Origin of the sequence: Flavobacterium beibuense, assembly GCF_004151245.1 — a bacterium.
Lineage (GTDB): Bacteria > Bacteroidota > Bacteroidia > Flavobacteriales > Flavobacteriaceae > Flavobacterium > Flavobacterium beibuense_A.
Genome location: NZ_JUIW01000005.1, coordinates 85925 through 102651, shown reverse-complemented (window position 1 = coordinate 102651; position 16727 = coordinate 85925). Strand labels below are relative to the sequence as shown.

The window sequence follows — 16727 nt, the reverse complement described above, 5'->3', positions numbered from 1 at the left end:
AGCCCGTTAGGGCAAACAACACAACTAATCTTAAATGCTTTGAGGCGAAAAAAGCCCCGCAATTGCGAGGCTACTTCTCCTTTACTGGCGGTCTGGACGGGACTCGAACCCGCGACCCCATGCGTGACAGGCATGTATTCTAACCAACTGAACTACCAAACCAGCGTTTCTAATAAAACTAACACCTTTTGAGTGCGTTGTTTGTTTCATTATTACGGGTGCAAATATACGGCGCTTTTTGACATTTGCAAGCATTTACAAAGAAATTTTTCAAAAAAAATTTCCGTTTTTACCCAAACTTTTGTTTTTCAACTAAGTATGTCAGTAAAATTTTTTCAAATTTTTCGTCTACCGAAACCGGCACATACTTTATACGGTACTGCATGCAGGTATCCTCTATTTTTTTAAAGTAATCCTTAACCAGTTTTTCGTATTCGTCTTTTATGTTTTCGGCAAAAAGGTTAACCTGCTCTCCTGTTTCCAAGTCAACAAACTTGCGTGGTGTATTGTCAAAATCAAAGCTGAACTCCGTTTTCTTATCAATTACATGAAAAAGCACCACTTTATGCTTATTATGTTTCAAATGCTGCAGGGCATTAAACAAATCCTCATTATCCTCTCCCTGAAACATATCGGTAAAAAGGATAATCATAGACCTCCTGTGCATCTTTTGTGCTATCTGGTGCAAATAAGTAATCGTATCGGTACTTTTAGACTCTCTTGGCTTCTCTAAAACCTCTTCCAGCTTATTGATAAGCATCCTGTGATGGCGTCCGCTTCCCTTTTCGGGAGCATAAAACTCATAATTATCAGAATACACACTTAACCCTACTGCATCACGCTGCCTTTTCAGCAAATCCATTAATACGGCTGAAGCCAGAACCGAGAAACCTATTTTATTTTCATAAAAGGGCTGCCCGTCTTTTAGTCGCGGGTAATGCATCGACGATGAGTTATCCAGTATAATGTGACACCTCAGGTTTGTTTCTTCCTCATAACGCTTAGTATAAAGCCTGTCGGTCTTTGCAAACAGTTTCCAGTCGATATGACGTGTACTCTCCCCGGGGTTATAGACCTTATGTTCGGCAAACTCGGAAGAGAACCCGTGAAACGGACTCTTATGCATGCCCGATATAAAACCTTCCACTATCTGGTTAGCCAAAAGTTCCAGATGCCCAAAAGAGGATATTTTTTCTAATTGTGATTCTAGCTTCATATCCCAAATGTAGCGAAAAAATGATTGTTATTAAAGATCAACTCTCAACCCGAAGAACACTGCATGATCCTTATATGCCGAGTTCGTAAATACATTGTTCAGTTCGTAGCTTGCAAAAAGGCTCAGACTGCCGAAACCCACATAACCTTTAAGTCCGTACACAAATTTCTCTGTATTGAAATCCTGGCGGGTTTTTACTCTTACATCTTTTCCGTTTTCAACATATTTCATCCATTGCATGGCACCTGTATTAATACCTGCATAACCACCTATACCTACTTTAAAGCTTTGTGAGGTATCATACCTGAAATAATCGGCATACTCTCTTTTTTTAGACGAACCAAACTCCAAAAACACAGGAACAACTATATTACCTATCATAAGTACATTTCGCTTAATCTGATAAGGAAAAACCTCCAACGCAGTATAACCGTCATTATTTACAAAGTATTTATTATCTCTTGGCCCCAACTGATTCTGCTGATAAGAAATACCATAAGCCAGCCTCCAGAAATTTGACTCTTTAAGCAAACGTGTACGGAAAGTGAACCCTATTTCGGCAAATGCGCTTTTACCAACCTTATAAGTACCCCCCAGGTCGGTTCCTCCTCCTGTAGTACCTCCTAATCCAAAGGCAAATACCACATCTGTATAAGTACGTTTATCATATTTTGGCTTTTTACTGGGAGCTTTATACTCCATTCCAAGCAAAAAACTTCCGTTATCATCAACCACATTACCCCAGCCTATTGCAATATAACCTCCTAAGTTTGGTGAGTAATTATAAACTACATCCCTTTCGGTAAGTTCAATCTGATTATTTATTATTGCAATTTTATTATCTATATTCTCTGCCGTTTTTTTAGCAGCTTCCTGTTTAAGGGCAGTAGCTTTGTCTTGGGTTATATCACCTTTTTCAAGCCTTTCGTCTATCTTTTCAATCTGTTTTTTAAGGTCAAACTTTTCGGCTTCCACAATATTCTCCTTTTCCCCTTCAAAAGCTTCCAGCTTTCGTTTTTTCAACCTTTCATAGTACTCCTGATCGGTTTCATTCCACCAATTTTCTTTTTTTTCTTTATCCTGTTTTTTTACCGAATCCTGCTCTGTTTGAGCGTTAACTTTAGGCAAAAAAATTCCTGTTGCCAAAAAGGCGATACACAATAAGGTGCGTTTCATAATTAAAAGATTAAGTTATTGTTTGTCTTTTACGGCTATGCGTATGGTTCTGTTTTGAAGCGAAAAAATCTTCATGGCTTTTTCGCGATAATAGTCATTCATTTCCGATTCTACCTCCTTAAGCAGGGCAGTATCATCGGTAGGGGCTTTAAGCAGTTTGTCTGTCGCCATTTCTTTTACGGCATCTTTAAGAAGATAATCTACTTCCTGCTCATACAGTTCCTCTTTAGTGAGTATTTTTATATCCTGCAGAGCTGCAACACTCACTTCAGGAAGACTCTCATTCACCTGAATATTTCTATAAGATGATGCAATTACCTTTACTTCGTCTCTAGACTGCACAAAATCAGCTTGTGGCAACTTTTCTTCATGATAAGCTACAACTTCATGGTTTTGCTGTGGCTGTAAAACAGTTTCCGATATAATTACAGGCTCTTCTTCCTTAATTATTTTTTCTGTCTTGTCAGAATCAACAACTACCCCAGGTTCTGTGATAACATCGTTATTATTACCCGACACAAAGAAGTATCCCGCAGAAAGCAATACCAGCACAACGGAGGCGGCATAATAAAACGTTACTCTTTTCTTCTTCTTTTTATCTTTTCCCTGTTGCCTGTTCTGCGCAATACGGTCCCATGCCTGAGCACTCGGGGCAATGCTTCGGCTGCCGAGCTTTTCGGCAAGTTGCTGTTCCAGGTTTTTATTATCTTTCATTTTCCATTCTCTTTAATACGCCTAACTGTTCCTGCAATTGCTTGCGTGCCTTGAACAATTGTGACTTCGACGTGTTTTCACTAATAGCCAGCATTTCTGCTATTTCCTTATGGCTGTGCCCTTCAATGGCAAACATGACCAACACAGTTCGGTAACCTTCCGGCAGCCTGTCTATAAGCAGTTGAAGCAAATCGGCATCTATATCAATATCTCCTGTAGCTACCGGAGGCACTTCGGCCGTTTCAATATTTTCAAAATAAAGCTGGGTACGCTCTCTTAAAAAATCAATAGCTTCCCTCACCATTATCCTTCTCAGCCAGCCCTCAAAGCTGCCTTCAAACCTAAACCTTCCTAAATTATCAAGTGCACGGGTAAAACCCTGTATCATTACATCTTCGGCATAATGAAGGTCTTTTATATATATCCTGCATACGCCAAGCATTTTTGCAGCATAACGGTCATACAGCTGCCTTTCGGCACGGCTGTCTCCCTGCAGGATCTTTTTTATAATCACTTCATCAGAAGTATGTAATCTGATAATCTTCAAAAGGTTTAAAATTGGTTTATATCTCTAAGACGGAAAATTTGTATTTCAAGTTGCCTGAGGTTGTAATTTTTTTTCTAAATGTACAGAAAATAAAAACCCGGAGCATTTGCCCCGGGTCTAAATAATCAGTTTAAATCCTTTATTAATAAAGCTTTTGGGCACTTGCAGCCTCAAAAGATCTAAGCTCTTCAAAACTTCCCGATTTTACTTTCTTTACCCATTCCGGATCCTGAAGAAGTGATCGACCAACGGCGACCAAATCAAAATCACCACGATCAAACCTGCGTAACAATTCGTTTAAATCTACTGTGTTTGCGCCTTTACCTTCCCCGAAAAACTCAAGAAAATCTCCGTTAAGCCCTACAGAACCTACTGTAATGGTAGGCTTACCTGTTACTTTTTTTAACCAGCCTGCAAAATTAAGGTCACTGCCATCAAATTCATTCTCCCAATAGCGGCGTTGTGAACCGTGAAAAATATCAACCCCTGCCTCAGCTAACGGCACTACCCACTCTTCAAGCTCCTGAGATGTATAAGCCAACTTTACGGTAAAATCCTGTTGCTTCCATTGCGACAGTCTCATAATAATTACCATATCAGGCCCAACAGCTTTACGGATGGCCTTTACCACCTCAACCGCAAAACGGCTGCGCTCTTTAAGTGTCTTACCACCATACTCATCGGTGCGGTTATTAGTTTGCTGCCAAAAGAACTGATCTATAAGATAGCCATGTGCACCATGTATTTCCACTGCATCAAAGCCAAGTGTTTGTGCGTCTTTTGCCGCAGCAGCAAAAGCATCAATAGTTGCATGAATATCGGCCAGTGTCATAGTATCCGGACTTTCAAGCGGCGACGATGGCAGCCATTCTCCCGCCTGTGTGTTTCCAACATGCCATATTTGAGGTGCTATTTTTCCTCCGGCAGCATGTACTTCCTCTGCTACCTTTTTCCAGTTGGCAAGTGCTTCATCCCCATAAAAATTAGGGATGTCTTTCATGTTTTTAGAAGCCGGCCTGTTTATTACGGTTCCTTCAGTAAGTATAAGACCTACCTCACCTGCTGCACGTCGGGCATAATAATCTACTATCAGCTGATTAGGAATACCATCTGTGGCAAAAGCGCGGGTCATAGGTGCCATAACAAACCTGTTCTTCAGGTGCAGGCCTTTATATTGAAACGGTGTAAATAGGGAATCAAAATTCATTTTTAGTCTTTTAAAAATTTTAAGGTTTCTTATTATTATCAAATAGTTACACAAAGTAACTGATAATAGTTTACTTTTGTAACCTACTTTAGTTTAAAGTGGTAACCTGTAAGTAACCATTATGACACGAAACCTTTTTAAATACAGTGACTGCCCCATGCACCGCTCTATGGCAATACTGGGCACAAAATGGAAACCAATAGTAATTTACATGCTAAGGGAACGCACGGCACGTTTTGGGCAACTGCATGCCGCTATAGGAAGTATTTCTAAAAAAGTACTTACCACCACCTTAAAGGAACTTGAAGAAGACGGTATTTTACACCGGAAAGAATTTAAAGAACTGCCACCAAGGGTAGAATACAGCCTTACAGAAAGAGGCCGCACGCTTGTACCCATTATAATACAACTGGCCAAGTGGGATAACGAGCACTACGAACACAATAAAAAGAATCATCCTGCACAAAAAGAGGCTGCAGTATAAAAACAAAAACTCCCGCTGTTGCGGGAGTTAATGTATATCTAAGTAATCAGATGATTATAGTAATGCGTCGATAGCATCAGTATAAGTTTGCTTAGGAGCAACACCTACCTGTCTTCCTACCACTTCTCCGTTTTGGAAAACTAAAACTGTAGGAATGTTTCTAACTCCGTATTTTGCAGCAAACTCCTGGTTAGCATCAACATCAACTTTACCAACAACAGCTTTACCTTCGTAATCTTTGCTGATTTCGTCAATGATTGGGCCTACCATTCTACATGGACCACACCATGCTGCCCAAAAATCTACTAATACCGGTTTATCTGATTTTAATACTACATCTTCAAAAGTAGCATCTGTTATTGCCTGTGCCATATGTATAATAGTTAAGTTTTAAAAGACAAAAATAGGTATAAATATTTAAAAGATTAGTTAAACATTTATTAGTTTTAGTTATCAACGCATAGACGCAAACTATAAAAACTAATTCAGTTTAAAGTTAACCTGCAGTCTTTCAAGCTCATGCAAAAGTTCGTTTGATATTTTTATCTTTAACTTCCTGCTTGGCATGCTCAGCTTAGTCACTACCTGTATATCTTCCACATCTGCCATTACGCTTTCCGGCATCTCTCCCTCAAATTCAGCTTCAGCATCATCGTCCAACTGTTCCACAGCGGTAGCCGCCACTTCTACTTTTCGTTTCACCTTCTCCAGTTCCAGCACCTCAAACTGCACCGAATGATCGCCCCTGTTATGTTTAAACAGTTCACTAAGATGAACAATTAACTGCTCCTGTAAATCCAATACATTAAACTGTATAATAAGCTTTTTCGCAAAAGTGGTAAGTACATCCTGCAGGTACTGTATGGCTATAAACTGTATCCTTGGTTCTCCCCGCTTGCCTTCGGCATTTACCCAGCCTTCCCTAACCATTACCTTAAGGTAGGTAAAGTTATTAGGGATAAGGAAATGCCTGAACTTTAGATATTCCTCCCCATAAATACGAAACTCATGGTTTTCGTCATAACCCTCGAGCATAAACGAAGCCCAGCCCTTACCGTTTTTGGCAACACGGTGCTGCACGTTTGAAATTATACCACCAAAGCTAAGGTTCTTATTTACATGCTGCTCCAGCGATTTAAGCGCCTCGAGCCTTGCATTACAAAAATACTTCATCTCAAACTTGTAGTCATCCAGCGGGTGACCGGAGATATAAATACCCACAACCTCTTTTTCCTTCGCCAGTTTTTCCATAGTACTCCATTCCTCACATGGCGGTACAACCGGTTCCGGTATCTGCACTTCACTGGCCTCACCAAAGAGGCTTACCTGAGATGAGTTTTCATTTTCCTGATACTTAGACCCGTAGCGCATAGCCTTTTCAAGGAAGGTAAGATTCTCCCCGTCATCATGAAAATACTGAGCCCTGTGTGTATCGTTAAAGCAGTCGAAACCTCCTGCAAGAGCAAGGTTCTCAAAAGCCTTTTTATTGGCCGCACGCAAATCAATACGCTTGGCAAGATCGAATATCGACCTGTATCTTCCGTCTTTACGGTTTTCTACAATGGTATCAACCGCACCGGCACCCACACCTTTAATAGCGCCCATACCAAAACGTACTGCACCGTGGTCGTTTACCGTAAACTTATAATACGACTCGTTAACATCAGGCCCCAATACCTCTAAGCCCATTCGCTTACACTCTTCCATAAAGAAAGAAACCTGCTTAATATCATTCATGTTATTGGAAAGTACCGCCGCCATGTACTCTGCCGGATAATGCGCCTTTAGGTAAGCTGTTTGGTAAGCTACCCATGCATAACAGGTAGAGTGCGATTTGTTGAAGGCATAACTAGCAAATGCCTCCCAGTCTTTCCATATTTTTTCAAGTACTGTAGCATCATGACCCTTTGCAGCGGCCTGCTCCACAAACTTAGGTTTCATTTTATCAAGTACGTCCTTTTGCTTTTTACCCATCGCCTTACGCAGTACGTCGGCCTCGCCTTTAGTAAAGCCTGCCAGCTTTTGCGACAGTAGCATTACCTGCTCCTGATAAACGGTAATACCATAAGTCTCCTTAAGGTATTCTTCACAGGCATCAAGGTCATACTTTATTTCCTCTTCTCCGTTTTTCCTTCTAATGAAACTAGGGATGTACTCCAGCGGTCCCGGACGGTACAATGCGTTCATCGCAATAAGGTCGGCAAACACGGTAGGCTTAAGTTCCTTCATGTACTTTTGCATACCAGGCGACTCGTACTGAAACACCCCTACGGTTTCACCGCGCTGGAAAAGCTCATACGTCTTAACATCGTCAATAGGGAAATTATCCGGGTCTAGGTCTATATTGTGCTTGTACTTAACAAGCTTAACCGTATCTTTTATCAGGGTTAGGGTCTTTAACCCCAGGAAGTCCATCTTCAGTAGTCCTGCACTCTCTACCACCGAGTTATCAAACTGGGTAACATACAGATCGGAATCCTTAGCTACCGATACCGGAACGAAATTGGTAATATCATCGGGCGTAATAATTACACCACAGGCATGGATCCCCGTATTACGCAACGACCCTTCCAGTACTTTTGCCTGCTGAATGGTTTCCGCTCCTAAGTCTTCCCCATCGGCAAGACCCAAAAGCTCCTGTACTTTTTCAAACTCATCCGAACGAAGTGCACCCTTAAGCGCATTGGCATCAAGATTAAATATCTTAGCCAGCTTCATATTAGGGATAAGCTTAGCAATCTTATCGGCTTCAAAAAGCGGAAGATCGAGTACCCTTGCAGTATCACGTATAGACGATTTTGCCGCCATGGTACCATAGGTAATAATCTGCGCTACCTGATTGGCCCCGTACTTATTGATTACATAATCCATTACGCGCCCTCTGCCCTCATCATCAAAGTCGATATCAATATCGGGCATCGATACACGGTCAGGATTAAGGAAACGCTCAAATAGCAGATCGTAGGCAATAGGGTCGATATTGGTAATACCCAAACAATAGGCAACCGCCGATCCTGCTGCCGAACCACGGCCCGGTCCTACCGATACCCCAAGGTTTCGTGCCTCGGCAATAAAATCCTGTACAATAAGAAAGTACCCCGGATAACCGGTATTTTCAATAGTCTTAAGCTCAAAGTCAAGCCTCTCCCTTATGTCATCTGTAATTTCGGCATAGCGTTTTTCTGCCCCCACATAAGTAAGGTGGCGCAAAAATTTGTTTTCCCCACGCTTACCGCCATCCTGCTCATCCTCTGCAACCAGAAACTCTTCCGGTATATCAAACTTAGGCAACAGTACATCACGGTACAGCGAGTAGGTTTCTACCTTATCCACTATTTCCTGAATATTCACTATGGCATCAGGAGTGTCGGCAAAGAGCTTTTTCATCTCATCGCCCGGCTTAAAGTAATATTCGTTATTAGGAAGCCCATAACGGAAACCACGTCCGCGTCCTTTTGGCGTAGCCAGTTTTTCCCCGTCCTTAACACACAATAAAATATCGTGGGCGTGGGCATCTTCCTTATCTACATAATAAGTATTGTTTGTAGCTATTAGCTTTACTTCATGTTTTCGGGCCAGTTTTACAAGGGTATCGTTTACACGATTCTCGTCTTCCTGACCGTGACGCATCAGCTCTATATAGAAGTCATCACCAAACTGTGATTTCCACCATAACAAAGCTTCCTCTGCCTGGTTTTCACCCACGTTAAGTACCTTACTTGGTATTTCCCCGTAAAGGTTACCCGAAAGCACCATGATATCTTCCTTATACTTCTCGATAACTCTCTTATCAATCCTTGGCACATAATAGAACCCGTCAGTATAGGCTATAGACGACATTTTTGCCAGATTGTGATAGCCCTTCTTGTTCTTGGCAAGCATTACTATCTGGTAACCGTTATCTTTTCTGGTTTTATCTTTATGATCTTCGCAAACAAAAAACTCACAACCTACAATAGGTTTCATAATCACCTCGGTAGGTTCTTCCCCTTTTTCAACAAGTTCCTTGTTTTTTGCTTCGGCTGCTTTGTTATGATTAAGAACATTACTTACAAAGTGAAACGCTCCCATCATGTTGGCATGATCGGTCATGGCAACAGCAGGCATTTTGTATTTAGCTGCAGCCTTAACCAAATCGGGCACCGCAATGGTAGACTGCAGTACCGAAAATTGAGTATGGTTGTGCAGGTGCACAAACTCCACCTCATTCATGTCCTGTTTCAGCTCAGGCGATACAGGTTTTATAACCTCTTCCCCTTTCAGCTTTTCAAGACGTTTCCTTACTTCGGCCGAAGCCGCTTTAAGGTTTATATGCTTTAACCCTATCAGCTGTATGGTCTGCGGGTTCTTTTCTTTAAAATCATGAAAATAAGTTGGCGCTACATCCAGTTCCTCTTTGGTAAAGACTTCTCTTTTTACCAGCTCAAGAAAACAGCGTGTAGTAGCCTCAACGTCGGCCGTAGCGTTATGCGCTTCTGCAAACGGTTCTCCAAAAAGATATTCGTGAAGTTCGGTTAGTGTCGGCAGTTTAAATTTACCTCCACGACCTCCGGGAATCTGAAGCAGTTCTGCAGTAACCTCGGTACAGGTATCCAGTATAGGCATGCCTGCCATTGGGCTGTCCATAGTAAACCTATGGAATTCACACCCCATAATATTAACATCAAACCCTACATTTTGTCCCACTATAAACTTGGCCTTACCCATAGCCTCATTAAACTTCTCCAATACACCCTGCAGGTCTACACCCTGCTCTAAAGCAAGCTCGGTAGAAATACCGTGTATACGTTCGGCATCATAAGGTATATTAAAGCCTTCAGGTTTTATAAGATAATCCTGATGCTCTATAAGCTGTCCCATCTCATCATGCAGCTGCCACGCTATCTGTATACAGCGGGGCCAGTTATCGGTATCGGTAAGCGGCGCATCCCATCGCTTGGGTAATCCGGTGGTTTCGGTGTCAAAAATCAGGTACATAACCGGTTAATTATTTGGAGGTTAAAAGAAAAGGAATGCCTTACGGCCAACTTTTCAAAATTAAGGTTTTTACCCTTCAACTACAAACCTTGTTTAAGGGTGCAGCATATATGTTTTCAACAAACGGTTATTAAGTCTCTCGTGTCCCGTTTTTAAAGTAAAAACGATAAAATAAAAAATCCCGGCATTAGCCGGGATTTGTATTAAAAAGTAAAGCGTATCTTAGTAACCACCGCGATTATAACCTCCACGATCTCCACCGCCACGGTTATAACCTCCTCTGTCACCACCGCCACGGTTGTTACCATAACCACCGCTACGGTTGTTATTAAAACTTCTGCGTTCACCTTGCGGCTTCGGCTCCGATTTATTCACAACAATGCTACGACCTCCAAAATCAGAACCATTAAGTCCTTCAATTGCAGCCGCACCTTCTTCCTCGTCCGGCATTTCTACAAAGCCAAAACCTTTACTTCTTCCAGTCTCTCTATCTGTAATTATTTTTACAGACTCAACTGAACCATAAGCCTCAAAGGACTCTCTTAAATCAGCTTCCTTTGCTGTGAAAGGAAGGCTACCAACGAATATATTCATATAAATTAATTATTTGTTCCTTATAAGGCTTATACAAATGTAATCTTATTTGGCTTCAAAAAACAAAAGATGCAATATTTAATAAAATTTTAATATAAAATTATTGTAAACAAAAAAACCACCTTAACGGTGGCTTAATATTATTATTGACCTACTGGCTGTATCGGAACCCTGTAAAACACACCGTTTCGGAAGTTAAGAACAGTCCCGTCGTCTTCAACTGCATTGAAACGGAACGTACCTGTAATAAAGCCCTGAGTAATATCAGTATCTTCTACAGTTATCTCAATTTTCCCATCACCTAAATCAGTACCTGTCTGGTAATTTTGCTCTATACCATCTACAGAAACGCTGAAAGTTGCCTTATTCTGCTCATTTACACCCAGGTCATAAACACCCGGATCTACCGAAGCAGTTCTTAATGTAAGGATTTCAAAACCGTTTGTAGCAACTATCGTTAGGGAATTATCCGTCTCTCTTGTTGCGGTATACTGTGCAGCCCTCCACAGCTCATCGTCTTTAAGACCCTGAACCGCAGGATTATTGAACTTAACGTCTTCTTCACATGAGGCAAAAGTTACCAATAGCACTAATAGTGATAAAATCTTTTTCATTATATTAATATATCTTAAAGAAATGGTGTATCAATTTTTACAACGACAAAAATAGTTTTTTATGACATATATCCTAATTAAAATATAATAAATCGCGTTAAAAGTATACAATTTGAGCTTTCATCCAACAAAAAATCATAAAAAATAAGTTTTAAAACAATTATCTCCTAAACTTTTATATCTTTGCACCCTTAATTAACAGAGGTCGGGAACCTCACATTTAATCTAAAGATTATGCCTGTAAAAATCAGATTACAAAGACACGGTAAAAAAGGTAAACCTTTTTACTGGGTAGTAGCTGCGGATTCACGCGCTAAAAGAGATGGTAAATTCCTTGAAAAACTAGGAACTTACAATCCAAACACTAACCCTGCAACTATCGACCTAAACCTTGATAGCGCTGTTAAGTGGTTACATGATGGTGCTCAGCCAACTGACACTGCAAGAGCAATCCTTTCTTACAAAGGTGCTTTACTTAAACACCACCTTGACGGAGGTGTACGTAAAGGTGCACTTACACAAGAACAGGCTGACGCTAAACTAGCTGCTTGGTTAGAAGAAAAAGAAACTAAGATCGACGCTAAGAAAAATGGACTTTCTACTGCTCAGGCTGATGCTAAAGCAAAAGCTCTTGCTGCAGAGAAAAAAGTTAACGAAGATCGTATAGCTGCTGCTAAACAAGCTGAAGCTGATGCCGCTGCTGAAGAAACTGCTGCTGCTGAAAGCGAAGAGACTGTAGCTGAAGCTGATACAACTTCAGAAGAAAACACAGAAGAAACCCAAGCTTAATTTGACTGCGATTTATGCGTAAAGAAGATTGTTTCTATTTAGGCAAAATCGCCAAAAAATTCAGTTACAAAGGCGAAGTCCTTATCTATTTAGATACCGATGAGCCGGGTTTGTATGAAAACATGGAATCAGTGTTTGTTGAAATAAACAAACACCTGGTTCCATTTTTTATTGAAACATCTTCACTACATAAAGGCGACTTTTTAAGAACACGCTTTGAAGATGTGAGCAGCGAGGAAGAAGCCGAAAAGATTTTAGGCTGTGAAGTATACCTGCCACTGTCTATGCTACCCGAACTGGAAGGTGATAAGTTTTATTTTCACGAAATAATAGGTTTTGATGCCGAAGACCAGCGTTTAGGCAATGTTGGTAAAATAGTAGGCATTAACGACACATCGGCTCAGCCGCTTTTTGAAATACTTAAAGGCGATATAGAGATCCTTATCCCTATGATAGACGATTTTATCGTGAAGGTAGACCGCGAAAACAAAAAAATTATCCTTAACACTCCGGAAGGACTGATAGACCTATACCTAAACAGCTAATTGTTTTTGGTTAAAACATCTTATCTCATTACTCAAATCTAACATCTCCCTTCTACAGAAATGTTCCAATTCAAGCAATTTACCATACAACAGGATAAATGTGCCATGAAAGTGGGCACCGATGGTGTTTTGCTTGGCGCCTGGACACCGGTTGTAAACAACCCTTTCAGCATACTTGACATAGGAGCCGGAACCGGACTTATAGCCCTGATGCTTGCACAGCGCAGCCATGCAGAACAGATTGACGCTATTGAGATTGATGATGATGCCTACGAACAGGCTGTAGAAAATTTTGAGGAAAGCCCATGGGGCGACCGCCTGTTTTGTTATCATGCCGGGCTTGATGAGTTTGTAGAGGAAATGGAAGATGAGGAATATGATATTATTGTATCCAACCCTCCTTTTTATACCGAAAATTACAGCTCAGGAAACGAACAGCGCGACAAAGCACGATTTACCGAATCGCTGCCATTTGAAGAGCTTATTAAAGCTGCTGCCATCCTACTGTCTGAAAACGGAATTTTTTCTGTTATTATTGCTTTTAAGGAAGAAGAAAAATTTAAAGCTATTGCTGCTGAATTCGGGCTTTACCCTGCCAAAATAACAAGGGTAAAAGGCACCCCTGAAACAGAAATCAAGAGAAGCCTTTTAGCCTTTATACGACTGCAAACCGAAACTGCTGTTGATGAACTCGTTATAGAAACAGCCCGTCATCACTACACTCCGGAATATACTGCCCTTACTAAAGATTTTTATTTAAAACTTTAGTTTCGGCATAATTACCTTAAGCCCAAAGTTAGGAGACATAATAGTTTTTTTAGATGGTTTATGCTCAAACACAACTTCATAATCTACCTTAAGATGTTTGTTTATATTGTTCCAAAAGTAACTATTGGTTCCAACGGGATTAATCCATCCGCAATAATTATCTGTTGTAGTAGGATGAAAATCAATCCAGGTCATTTCTTTGGGATCTGTAATTTTTGCTGGTTTTCCTGCAGCATCATAATATCCCACGCCTTCGAGACTTAAAAACAGTCCTTCCTCAGGCATCATTATACTGTACTCCGTTAAATCGACCTCAACAACACCTTTTTGTCCGGGCTCAAGAAAAACAACTATTTCCTGTGTAGCAATAGGATCTCCCGGTATAAAAGTAGCATAGGAAAATTTAGCACCTGTCTTAGGATGATAAGTATCCTGCACATAATCGTGCTTTTTGTATATTTTAATTCGCGCCTCAGTTTTATGCTTTACTTTAGCCACTTTAAAAAGCATGGATTTAAGATAAACGCCTTCTTCACCTGTAGTATTCTCAAAATAATAGGCAACTTTACTATCAGCACTAATAGTTTGCCCTTTTCTGGATTTCTTACCGTTAAGCTCACCCAATAAAACTTCGGGAGTATCGTCACTCACAACAAGCTCATTAAGCCTGTAATTTACAACAGTGCCATTTGCACTGTCAACGTTTGCCATTGCCGTATCCTGAGCATAAAGCGCAACACTTAACAATGTTGCTGAAGCAATTAATAATGGTTTCATATTTTAGCTGGTTTTAAGATTTACCAATATATAACAGTTTAATGAGGTATTTCCATATGTCAACTAAAAAATACAACATTTTATTCTTGATTTGTTACAATTCTTGTTTACTTTTGCCTTCAACTAAAACGTTATAAATGAAACCAGATTTATTTCAGGCTCCTGATTACTATTTACTTGACGAGTTACTGACAGACGAACATAAAATGGTTCGCGATGCTGCCCGCGAATGGGTAAAACGCGAAGTATCTCCAATAATTGAAGATTATGCCCAAAAGGCAGAATTCCCAAAACAAATAATACAGGGACTTGCCGATATAGGCGCATTTGGCCCTTACATTCCGGAAGAGTACGGCGGTGCCGGTCTTGACCAGATTTCTTACGGACTTATCATGCAGGAAATTGAGCGCGGCGACAGCGGTGTTCGTTCTACAGCTTCTGTACAGTCATCACTGGTTATGTACCCGATATGGAAATACGGTAACGAAGAGCAACGCAAAAAATACCTTCCAAAACTTGCTTCGGGTGAGTTTATGGGTTGTTTTGGTTTAACAGAACCAGACTATGGCTCTAACCCGGGTGGCATGATAACCAACTTTAAGGATATGGGCGACCATTATCTTTTAAACGGTGCTAAAATGTGGATTTCTAATGCTCCCTTTGCTGATATTGCAGTGGTTTGGGCTAAAGACGAAACAGGAAGAATTCACGGTCTTATCGTAGAGCGTGGTATGGAAGGATTCTCCACTCCGGAAACTCACAACAAATGGTCATTAAGAGCATCGGCTACCGGTGAACTTATTTTTGACAATGTAAAAGTCCCTAAAGAAAACCTATTACCAAATAAATCAGGTCTTGGTGCTCCGCTTGGATGCCTTGACTCTGCCCGTTACGGAATTGCCTGGGGTGCCATAGGTGCCGCAATGGATTGTTATGACACTGCACTGCGTTATGCAAAAGAGCGTGTTCAGTTTGATAAACCTATTGCCGCAACACAACTTCAGCAAAAGAAACTTGCCGAAATGATTACCGAAATTACCAAAGCACAATTGCTAACATGGAGGCTTGGTGTTTTAAGGAATGAAGGCAAAGCCACAACGGCACAAATCTCTATGGCAAAAAGAAACAATGTGGATATGGCCCTTAACATTGCCCGCGAAACACGTCAGATTTTAGGCGGTATGGGTATTACAGGAGAATATTCTATCATGCGACATATGATGAACCTTGAAAGTGTAATTACTTATGAGGGAACACATGATATTCACCTTTTAATAACCGGTCTTGATATTACTGGTCATGCGGCTTTCAAATAAAATATAATTAGAAATTATACGTTTATTTAAAAAATCAATCAAAAAAAGCTTCTTTATACAAAGAAGCTTTTTTAATTTTGTAAAAAACTAAGGCTATGAATACAGATACCATTAACAAAAGTATCCAACCCCAAAAAGACCTTCTGTTAACGCACTCTTTATACGGTAAAGTAAAAACCATAGACGACCTTAAGTGCTTTTTAGAAGGGCACGTATATGCCGTTTGGGATTTTATGTCACTGTTAAAGGCATTACAGTCTAAACTTACATGCACCACTACCCCGTGGCTTCCTGTAGGTAACCCTGACATCCGTTACCTTATTAACGAAATTGTACTTGCTGAAGAAACTGATATTTCTGCTGAAGGAAAAAGGCTAAGCCACTATGAAATGTATGTGGATGCCATGAAAGATTGTGGTGCCAATACTACCGATGTAAAAGCATTTTTAGAAGATGTAGTGGCAACACAAAACATTTTTGTTTCCATAAAGCAAAGTCACCTGCACGATAAGATAAAGGATTTTTTAAACTTTACTTTCATGACCATAGACCAGGGCCAGCCTCACCAGATAGCTGCAGCATTTACATTTGGCCGTGAAGATCTTATCCCTAGCATGTTTACCGAGATACTGAAAAACTTTCAGAAAAACTTCCCGGAAACAAATCTTGACAAGCTTATATACTACTTTGAAAGACACATTGAACTGGATGCCGACGAGCACGGCCCAATGGCAATGCAAATGATAAATGAGCTTTGCGGAGACGATGAGCAAAAATGGCGTGAAGTGGAAGAAACCTCTAAACAGGCTCTTGAAAAAAGAATAGGATTATGGAATGCTATAGAAGAAAACATTCTTCACCACGATATGGCTTCTATATAAGAAATAAAATATAAAACTTTAAAATCCCGATATATTATATCGGGATTTTTTGTTAAAAAGGAAATTAGCCGGCTTGCATATAAAATATTAATGTATTTTCGGCGCTGAATTTAAATTCCTTA

Annotated in this window: 16 protein-coding genes and 1 tRNA gene; 6 read left to right on the top strand and 11 right to left on the bottom strand. The window is 40.4% G+C overall.

Features of this window, described 5'->3' with window-relative positions; all coding sequences use genetic code 11:
- Positions 1-85 precede the first annotated feature (85 nt).
- From NU09_RS07950 to NU09_RS07925, 6 genes are all read right to left on the bottom strand, one after another.
- Positions 86-162, bottom strand: a tRNA-Asp gene (locus NU09_RS07950).
- Between the two features lie 127 nt (positions 163-289).
- Complete coding sequence (locus NU09_RS07945; RefSeq protein WP_129750749.1) at positions 290-1216, bottom strand: DUF58 domain-containing protein; 927 nt, start codon at positions 1214-1216, stop codon at positions 290-292.
- A 30-nt stretch (positions 1217-1246) separates the two neighbouring features.
- Entirely contained in the window at positions 1247-2392 is a 1146-nt protein-coding gene (locus tag NU09_RS07940) for a hypothetical protein (RefSeq protein ID WP_129750748.1), read from the bottom strand.
- A 15-nt stretch (positions 2393-2407) separates the two neighbouring features.
- Complete coding sequence (locus NU09_RS07935) at positions 2408-3106, bottom strand: hypothetical protein (RefSeq protein ID WP_129750747.1); 699 nt, start codon at positions 3104-3106, stop codon at positions 2408-2410.
- Positions 3096-3653, bottom strand: a complete 558-nt coding sequence (locus NU09_RS07930; RefSeq protein ID WP_129750746.1) for an RNA polymerase sigma factor — start codon at positions 3651-3653, stop codon at positions 3096-3098. The genes NU09_RS07935 and NU09_RS07930 overlap by 11 nt, the downstream gene beginning before the upstream one ends.
- Before the next feature lie 142 nt (positions 3654-3795).
- Complete coding sequence (locus NU09_RS07925) at positions 3796-4860, bottom strand: NADH:flavin oxidoreductase (protein WP_129750745.1); 1065 nt, start codon at positions 4858-4860, stop codon at positions 3796-3798.
- A gap of 121 nt (positions 4861-4981) precedes the next feature.
- Here NU09_RS07925 and NU09_RS07920 point away from each other — a divergent pair, with 121 nt between their 5' ends.
- The gene (locus tag NU09_RS07920; protein ID WP_129750744.1) at positions 4982-5344 is read left to right on the top strand and encodes a winged helix-turn-helix transcriptional regulator; all 363 of its coding nucleotides are present in this window, start codon (positions 4982-4984) and stop codon (positions 5342-5344) included.
- Positions 5345-5398: 54 nt separating this feature from the next.
- Here NU09_RS07920 and trxA read toward each other — a convergent pair whose 3' ends face one another.
- From trxA to NU09_RS07900, 4 genes are all read right to left on the bottom strand, one after another.
- Positions 5399-5716, bottom strand: coding sequence for a thioredoxin (gene trxA / locus NU09_RS07915; RefSeq protein WP_129750743.1), 318 nt, complete (start codon positions 5714-5716; stop codon positions 5399-5401).
- A gap of 108 nt (positions 5717-5824) precedes the next feature.
- A complete protein-coding gene (gene dnaE, locus NU09_RS07910) occupies positions 5825-10321 on the bottom strand; it encodes a DNA polymerase III subunit alpha (RefSeq protein WP_129750742.1) in 4497 nt (1498 codons plus the stop codon).
- 222 nt (positions 10322-10543) lie between these two features.
- Entirely contained in the window at positions 10544-10915 is a 372-nt protein-coding gene (locus NU09_RS07905) for an RNA recognition motif domain-containing protein (protein ID WP_129750741.1), read from the bottom strand.
- Positions 10916-11058: 143 nt separating this feature from the next.
- Positions 11059-11529 (bottom strand): DUF6252 family protein, encoded by a 471-nt coding sequence (locus tag NU09_RS07900; RefSeq protein WP_129750740.1) that lies wholly within the window; start codon positions 11527-11529, stop codon positions 11059-11061.
- A gap of 234 nt (positions 11530-11763) precedes the next feature.
- On the opposite strand from NU09_RS07900, the gene NU09_RS07895 reads away from it, so the two are divergent.
- From NU09_RS07895 to NU09_RS07885, 3 genes are read left to right on the top strand one after another with little or no spacing between them, the layout of a single operon-like run.
- Positions 11764-12318: a 30S ribosomal protein S16 gene (locus NU09_RS07895; protein WP_129750739.1), complete on the top strand. Its 555-nt coding sequence runs from the start codon at positions 11764-11766 to the stop codon at positions 12316-12318.
- 14 nt (positions 12319-12332) lie between these two features.
- Entirely contained in the window at positions 12333-12863 is a 531-nt protein-coding gene (gene rimM / locus NU09_RS07890; RefSeq protein ID WP_129750738.1) for a ribosome maturation factor RimM, read from the top strand.
- Positions 12864-12923: 60 nt separating this feature from the next.
- Entirely contained in the window at positions 12924-13631 is a 708-nt protein-coding gene (locus NU09_RS07885) for a tRNA1(Val) (adenine(37)-N6)-methyltransferase (protein ID WP_129750737.1), read from the top strand.
- Here NU09_RS07885 and NU09_RS07880 read toward each other — a convergent pair.
- Entirely contained in the window at positions 13620-14408 is a 789-nt protein-coding gene (locus NU09_RS07880) for a hypothetical protein (RefSeq protein ID WP_129750736.1), read from the bottom strand. The two genes, NU09_RS07885 and NU09_RS07880, sit on opposite strands and share 12 nt — an antisense overlap.
- A gap of 137 nt (positions 14409-14545) precedes the next feature.
- On the opposite strand from NU09_RS07880, the gene NU09_RS07875 reads away from it, so the two are divergent.
- Together NU09_RS07875 and NU09_RS07870 are read left to right on the top strand one after the other, a co-directional pair.
- Entirely contained in the window at positions 14546-15724 is a 1179-nt protein-coding gene (locus NU09_RS07875; protein ID WP_129750735.1) for an acyl-CoA dehydrogenase family protein, read from the top strand.
- 95 nt (positions 15725-15819) lie between these two features.
- The gene (locus NU09_RS07870; protein WP_129750734.1) at positions 15820-16605 is read left to right on the top strand and encodes a DUF3050 domain-containing protein; all 786 of its coding nucleotides are present in this window, start codon (positions 15820-15822) and stop codon (positions 16603-16605) included.
- Positions 16606-16727 lie beyond the last annotated feature (122 nt).

Excerpts from the sequence above, each read along its gene's own strand:
- NU09_RS07945 (WP_129750749.1), bottom strand. The coding sequence starts at position 1,216 with ATGAAGCTAGAATCACAATTAGAAAAAATATCCTCTTTTGGGCATCTG.
- NU09_RS07940 (WP_129750748.1), bottom strand. The coding sequence starts at position 2,392 with ATGAAACGCACCTTATTGTGTATCGCCTTTTTGGCAACAGGAATTTTT.
- NU09_RS07935 (WP_129750747.1), bottom strand. The coding sequence starts at position 3,106 with ATGAAAGATAATAAAAACCTGGAACAGCAACTTGCCGAAAAGCTCGGC.
- NU09_RS07925 (WP_129750745.1), bottom strand. The coding sequence starts at position 4,860 with ATGAATTTTGATTCCCTATTTACACCGTTTCAATATAAAGGCCTGCAC.
- NU09_RS07920 (WP_129750744.1), top strand. The coding sequence starts at position 4,982 with ATGACACGAAACCTTTTTAAATACAGTGACTGCCCCATGCACCGCTCT.
- trxA (WP_129750743.1), bottom strand. The coding sequence starts at position 5,716 with ATGGCACAGGCAATAACAGATGCTACTTTTGAAGATGTAGTATTAAAA.
- dnaE (WP_129750742.1), bottom strand. The coding sequence starts at position 10,321 with ATGTACCTGATTTTTGACACCGAAACCACCGGATTACCCAAGCGATGG.
- NU09_RS07905 (WP_129750741.1), bottom strand. The coding sequence starts at position 10,915 with ATGAATATATTCGTTGGTAGCCTTCCTTTCACAGCAAAGGAAGCTGAT.
- NU09_RS07900 (WP_129750740.1), bottom strand. The coding sequence starts at position 11,529 with ATGAAAAAGATTTTATCACTATTAGTGCTATTGGTAACTTTTGCCTCA.
- NU09_RS07895 (WP_129750739.1), top strand. The coding sequence starts at position 11,764 with ATGCCTGTAAAAATCAGATTACAAAGACACGGTAAAAAAGGTAAACCT.
- rimM (WP_129750738.1), top strand. The coding sequence starts at position 12,333 with ATGCGTAAAGAAGATTGTTTCTATTTAGGCAAAATCGCCAAAAAATTC.
- NU09_RS07885 (WP_129750737.1), top strand. The coding sequence starts at position 12,924 with ATGTTCCAATTCAAGCAATTTACCATACAACAGGATAAATGTGCCATG.
- NU09_RS07880 (WP_129750736.1), bottom strand. The coding sequence starts at position 14,408 with ATGAAACCATTATTAATTGCTTCAGCAACATTGTTAAGTGTTGCGCTT.
- NU09_RS07875 (WP_129750735.1), top strand. The coding sequence starts at position 14,546 with ATGAAACCAGATTTATTTCAGGCTCCTGATTACTATTTACTTGACGAG.
- NU09_RS07870 (WP_129750734.1), top strand. The coding sequence starts at position 15,820 with ATGAATACAGATACCATTAACAAAAGTATCCAACCCCAAAAAGACCTT.